The organism is Brevundimonas sp. MYb52, assembly GCF_002979535.1.
Lineage (GTDB): Bacteria > Pseudomonadota > Alphaproteobacteria > Caulobacterales > Caulobacteraceae > Brevundimonas.
Genome location: NZ_PCPB01000030.1, coordinates 1 through 5750, shown reverse-complemented (window position 1 = coordinate 5750; position 5750 = coordinate 1). Strand labels below are relative to the sequence as shown.

At 53.9% G+C, this 5750-nt stretch carries 3 tRNA genes and 3 rRNA genes; all 6 read left to right on the top strand.

From position 1 onward, the window contains the following. Positions 1–393 precede the first annotated feature (393 nt). The 6 genes from CQ039_RS16440 to CQ039_RS16415 all read left to right on the top strand — a co-directional run bounded on the left by CQ039_RS16440 (position 394) and on the right by CQ039_RS16415 (position 5701). Positions 394–1854: ribosomal RNA gene (locus CQ039_RS16440) — 16S ribosomal RNA — on the top strand. Positions 1855–2055: 201 nt separating this feature from the next. Next, positions 2056–2132 (top strand) — tRNA-Ile (locus CQ039_RS16435). A gap of 55 nt (positions 2133–2187) precedes the next feature. Further along, positions 2188–2263, top strand: a tRNA-Ala gene (locus tag CQ039_RS16430). Between the two features lie 281 nt (positions 2264–2544). Continuing rightward, positions 2545–5330: ribosomal RNA gene (locus tag CQ039_RS16425) — 23S ribosomal RNA — on the top strand. Positions 5331–5411: 81 nt separating this feature from the next. Further along, positions 5412–5526: ribosomal RNA gene (gene rrf, locus CQ039_RS16420) — 5S ribosomal RNA — on the top strand. The 16S, 23S and 5S rRNA genes sit together here with 3 tRNA genes alongside, the layout of an rRNA operon. Before the next feature lie 98 nt (positions 5527–5624). Beyond that, positions 5625–5701, top strand: a tRNA-Met gene (locus CQ039_RS16415). The last annotated feature ends 49 nt before the right edge of the window (positions 5702–5750 follow it).

Genomic DNA, 5750 nt, shown 5'->3' with positions numbered 1-5750 from the left:
TGGTTGACAAGGAGATCGGCATTCCTTAGATAGCCGCCTCCGCCGGGGCCTTCGGGTTTCGGGAGTGTTGAAAAAGTTCTTTAAAAAGAACTGGTTGACACGGAAAATCAGGGGCGTTAAACACCGCCTCCGCCGCGAACGGGCGTTAAACGGTTTGGCCGGTTTTACCGGTTTAGGTCTTTGAAATCGTTGATCTGGAAAGAGAAACGCAGGCGGCGGTGTCCTAGCGAAGTTCTTCGGAACTTTAGTCGACACTGACAATCTGCGGTCTTTTTGAAAAGACATACCATGTAACTGATCTTCGGATCGGTGACGTGGGATCTCGTCAATAATACGTAGAACTAATGCCAAACGAACTTAGGTTCGTTGATGCTTAGGTCAGATAAGTCAACTCAACCTGAGAGTTTGATCCTGGCTCAGAGCGAACGCTGGCGGCAGGCCTAACACATGCAAGTCGAACGGACCCTTCGGGGTTAGTGGCGGACGGGTGAGTAACACGTGGGAACGTGCCTTTAGGTTCGGAATAGCTCCTGGAAACGGGTGGTAATGCCGAATGTGCCCTTCGGGGGAAAGATTTATCGCCTTTAGAGCGGCCCGCGTCTGATTAGCTAGTTGGTGAGGTAATGGCTCACCAAGGCGACGATCAGTAGCTGGTCTGAGAGGATGACCAGCCACATTGGGACTGAGACACGGCCCAAACTCCTACGGGAGGCAGCAGTGGGGAATCTTGCGCAATGGGCGAAAGCCTGACGCAGCCATGCCGCGTGAATGATGAAGGTCTTAGGATTGTAAAATTCTTTCACCGGGGACGATAATGACGGTACCCGGAGAAGAAGCCCCGGCTAACTTCGTGCCAGCAGCCGCGGTAATACGAAGGGGGCTAGCGTTGCTCGGAATTACTGGGCGTAAAGGGCGCGTAGGCGGACATTTAAGTCAGGGGTGAAATCCCAGAGCTCAACTCTGGAACTGCCTTTGATACTGGATGTCTTGAGTGTGAGAGAGGTATGTGGAACTCCGAGTGTAGAGGTGAAATTCGTAGATATTCGGAAGAACACCAGTGGCGAAGGCGACATACTGGCTCATTACTGACGCTGAGGCGCGAAAGCGTGGGGAGCAAACAGGATTAGATACCCTGGTAGTCCACGCCGTAAACGATGATTGCTAGTTGTCGGGCTGCATGCAGTTCGGTGACGCAGCTAACGCATTAAGCAATCCGCCTGGGGAGTACGGTCGCAAGATTAAAACTCAAAGGAATTGACGGGGGCCCGCACAAGCGGTGGAGCATGTGGTTTAATTCGAAGCAACGCGCAGAACCTTACCACCTTTTGACATGCCTGGACCGCCAGAGAGATCTGGCTTTCTCTTCGGAGACTAGGACACAGGTGCTGCATGGCTGTCGTCAGCTCGTGTCGTGAGATGTTGGGTTAAGTCCCGCAACGAGCGCAACCCTCGCCATTAGTTGCCATCATTTAGTTGGGAACTCTAATGGGACTGCCGGTGCTAAGCCGGAGGAAGGTGGGGATGACGTCAAGTCCTCATGGCCCTTACAGGGTGGGCTACACACGTGCTACAATGGCGACTACAGAGGGTTAATCCTTAAAAGTCGTCTCAGTTCGGATTGTCCTCTGCAACTCGAGGGCATGAAGTTGGAATCGCTAGTAATCGCGGATCAGCATGCCGCGGTGAATACGTTCCCGGGCCTTGTACACACCGCCCGTCACACCATGGGAGTTGGTTCTACCCGAAGGCGATGCGCTAACCGTAAGGAGGCAGTCGACCACGGTAGGGTCAGCGACTGGGGTGAAGTCGTAACAAGGTAGCCGTAGGGGAACCTGCGGCTGGATCACCTCCTTTCTAAGGATGCTTCTCCAGTCTCTCACGAGGCTATTGAGGCTCCGATTTAGCCAGGTACTTCGGTACACTGGCATTATGCGGGACGCCGCCGTCTCCGTTTCTCTTTCCAACCATTCGTCATCACGACCTTGGGCCATTCGGGCTCATGACAGTGATGGCGCGATCGCGAGCCTGGAGCAGTCCTGGCTGTCGCACTGCCGAAGGCCCGTAGCTCAGGTGGTTAGAGCGTACGCCTGATAAGCGTAAGGTCGGCAGTTCGAGTCTGCCCGGGCCTACCAGCTCTAAGCTGGACCGCGGCATCGTCGACGGCTCTTCCAAGCTTGAAACCCTAATGGGGCCATAGCTCAGTTGGTAGAGCGCCTGCTTTGCAAGCAGGATGTCGTCGGTTCGACTCCGTCTGGCTCCACCATCTTTTCTGGTGCTACCGTCCTTTGGACTACTTGAGCACCGTTTGAGTGCGCTGTTCAGCGCACCGAAAGATGACCCGGCGTCTCGCGATCATATCAAGGTTTGCAGCTGATCTTCGGATCGTCTGCATTGACATTGTGAAGGAAGAATTTGTCCGGCCCCTCATAGGCTTTCAGGACAGGTTCGAAGAAGACATCGTCTGGCAAGTAAAACCAGGTGTAGGTCCGGCGGATACCTCTTTCCATCCCCCGGGTAGCCTATGCATGGGTTTTGCTGAGAAACGATCAAGCGTTGAAGGGCTTCTGACGGATGCCTTGGCGTAGAGAGGCGATGAAGGACGTGGCAAGCTGCGATAAGAGCCGGGGAGGCGCTAGCACCCTTTGATCCGGCTATTTCCGAATGGGGAAACCCACCTTTACAGTCTTCCAACTTTGCTTTCCCTCGGGAAGGCACGGATTGGCTGATTGTTTAAAGGTATAATGAGCTGAATACATAGGCTTCATTAAGCGAACCCGGTGAACTGAAACATCTCAGTAACCGGAGGAAAGGACATCAACCGAGACTCCCGTAGTAGTGGCGAGCGAACCGGGACCAGGCCAGTGCTCTTGTGAAATAAAGGCGAACAAGCTGGAAAGCTTGGCCATAGCGGGTGACAGCCCCGTAGCCGTCAAACAGCAAGAGACTCGAGTAGGGCGGGACACGTGAAATCCTGTCTGAACATGGGGGGACCACCCTCCAAGCCTAAGTACTCCTCTACGACCGATAGTGAACAAGTACCGTGAGGGAAAGGTGAAAAGCACCCCGACAAGGGGAGTGAAACAGATCCTGAAATCGGAAGCCTACAAGCAGTCGGAGCCCCCAAGCGGGGTGACGGCGTACCTTTTGTATAATGGGTCAGCGACTTCATGTGTCGAGCAAGCTTAAGCCGTTAGGTGTAGGCGTAGCGAAAGCGAGTCTGAATAGGGCGCTAAGTTCGACGTATGACGACCCGAAACCAGGTGATCTATCCATGAGCAGGTTGAAGGTTAGGTAACACTAACTGGAGGACCGAACCGGTGAATGTTGAAAAATTCTCGGATGACTTGTGGATAGGGGTGAAAGGCCAATCAAACCTGGACATAGCTGGTTCTCCGCGAAATCTATTTAGGTAGAGCGTCCGACGAATTCCTTAGGGGGTAGAGCACTGGATGGTTGCGGGCTGCGCGAGCGGTACCAATACTAACCAAACTCCGAATACCTAAGAGAACTATCGGGCAGACACACGGCGGGTGCTAACGTCCGTCGTGAAAAGGGAAACAACCCTAACCATCATCTAAGGCCCCCAAGTCATGGCTAAGTGGGAAACGATGTGGGATTGCTTTGACAATCAGGAGGTTGGCTTAGAAGCAGCCATCCTTTAAAGAAAGCGTAACAGCTCACTGATCAAGCGATCCTGCGCGGAAAATGTAACGGGGCTAAAGCCATGCGCCGAAGATATGGGTTTGCAGTTTACTGCAAGCGGTAGCGGAGCGTTCCGTAAGCCTGTGAAGGTCAACCGTGAGGTTGGCTGGAGGTATCGGAAGTGAGAATGCTGACATGAGTAACGATAAACAGAGTGAGAAACTCTGTCGCCGAAAGACCAAGGGTTCCTGCGTAAAGCTAATCTGCGCAGGGTTAGTCGGCCCCTAAGGCGAGGCTGAAAAGCGTAGTCGATGGGAAGCAGGTAAATATTCCTGCACCAGCTGGAAGTGACGGATGGCATAACTTGTAAGGGCTTATTGGATTGTCCTTGCAGGGGCGTTGTCCCTGGAAATAACTCCAGCAGAGACCGTACCCGAAACCGACACAGGTGGTCAGGTAGAGCATACCAAGGCGCTTGAGAGAACTGTGCTGAAGGAACTCGGCAAATTGCACGCGTAACTTCGGAATAAGCGTGACTCACCTTGCGCAAGCAGGAATGAGTGGCACAAGCCAGGGGGTAGCGACTGTTTAGCAAAAACACAGGGCTCTGCGAAGCAGCAATGCGACGTATAGGGTCTGACGCCTGCCCGGTGCCTGAAGGTTAAAGGGAGGAGTGAAAGCTCCGAACTGAAGCCCAGGTAAACGGCGGCCGTAACTATAACGGTCCTAAGGTAGCGAAATTCCTTGTCGGGTAAGTTCCGACCTGCACGAATGGCGTAACGACTTCCCCACTGTCTCCAGCACAGGCTCAGTGAAATTGAATTCCCCGTGAAGATGCGGGGTTCCCGCGGTCAGACGGAAAGACCCTATGAACCTTTACTATAGCTTCGCCTTGGCGTTAGCGACCGTATGTGTAGGATAGGTGGGAGGCTATGAAACCGGGGCGCCAGCTCTGGTGGAGCCATCCTTGAAATACCACCCTTACTGTCGTTGACGTCTAACCGAGGACCGTTATCCGGTCCCGGGACATGGCGTGGTGGGTAGTTTGACTGGGGCGGTCGCCTCCTAAAGTGTAACGGAGGCGCGCGATGGTGGGCTCAGACCGGTCGGAAATCGGTCGTCGAGTGCAATGGCATAAGCCCGCCTGACTGCGAGACTGACAAGTCGAGCAGAGACGAAAGTCGGCCATAGTGATCCGGTGGTCCCGAGTGGAAGGGCCATCGCTCAACGGATAAAAGGTACTCTAGGGATAACAGGCTGATTTTGCCCAAGAGTCCATATCGACGGCAAAGTTTGGCACCTCGATGTCGGCTCATCACATCCTGGGGCTGGAGCAGGTCCCAAGGGTATGGCTGTTCGCCATTTAAAGTGGTACGTGAGCTGGGTTCAGAACGTCGTGAGACAGTTTGGTCCCTATCTGCCGTGGGTGTTCGAAGCTTGAGAGGATCTGTCCCTAGTACGAGAGGACCGGGATGGACATACCTCTGGTGGACCTGTCATGGCGCCAGCCGTGCAGCAGGGTAGCTAAGTATGGAATAGATAACCGCTGAAAGCATCTAAGCGGGAAACTAACCTCAAAACAAGGCTTCGCTGAGGATCGTGGAAGACTACCACGTTGATAGGCCAGGTGTGGAAGCGCGGTGACGTGTGAAGCTTACTGGTACTAATAATCCGATCGGCTTGATCGTTTCTCAGCAAAACTCATTCGGTTCTACTTGCCGATAATACAATCGCGACGATGTCTTCTTCTGCTTTATGTGTTTGGTTGACCCCGTGGCTATGTCGGAGGTTCCACACCCGATCCCATTCCGAACTCGGTCGTTAAGCCCTCCAGAGCCAATGGTACTTCGTCTCAAGGCGCGGGAGAGTAGGTCGCCGCGGGGTCTACCAAGCACATAAGCATTATTCATCGGGTCTTCCGCGCTTCGCGCTACTTGAGACCCCTTCGTCTTCGAACCATTCTTCCTCACTAACCGCCTTGCCGCGGGATGGAGCAGCCCGGTAGCTCGTCAGGCTCATAACCTGAAGGTCGCAGGTTCAAATCCTGCTCCCGCACCCAAAACATCAAAGCCCCGCTGCCAAACGCCGCGGGGCTTTCTGTCGTCTGG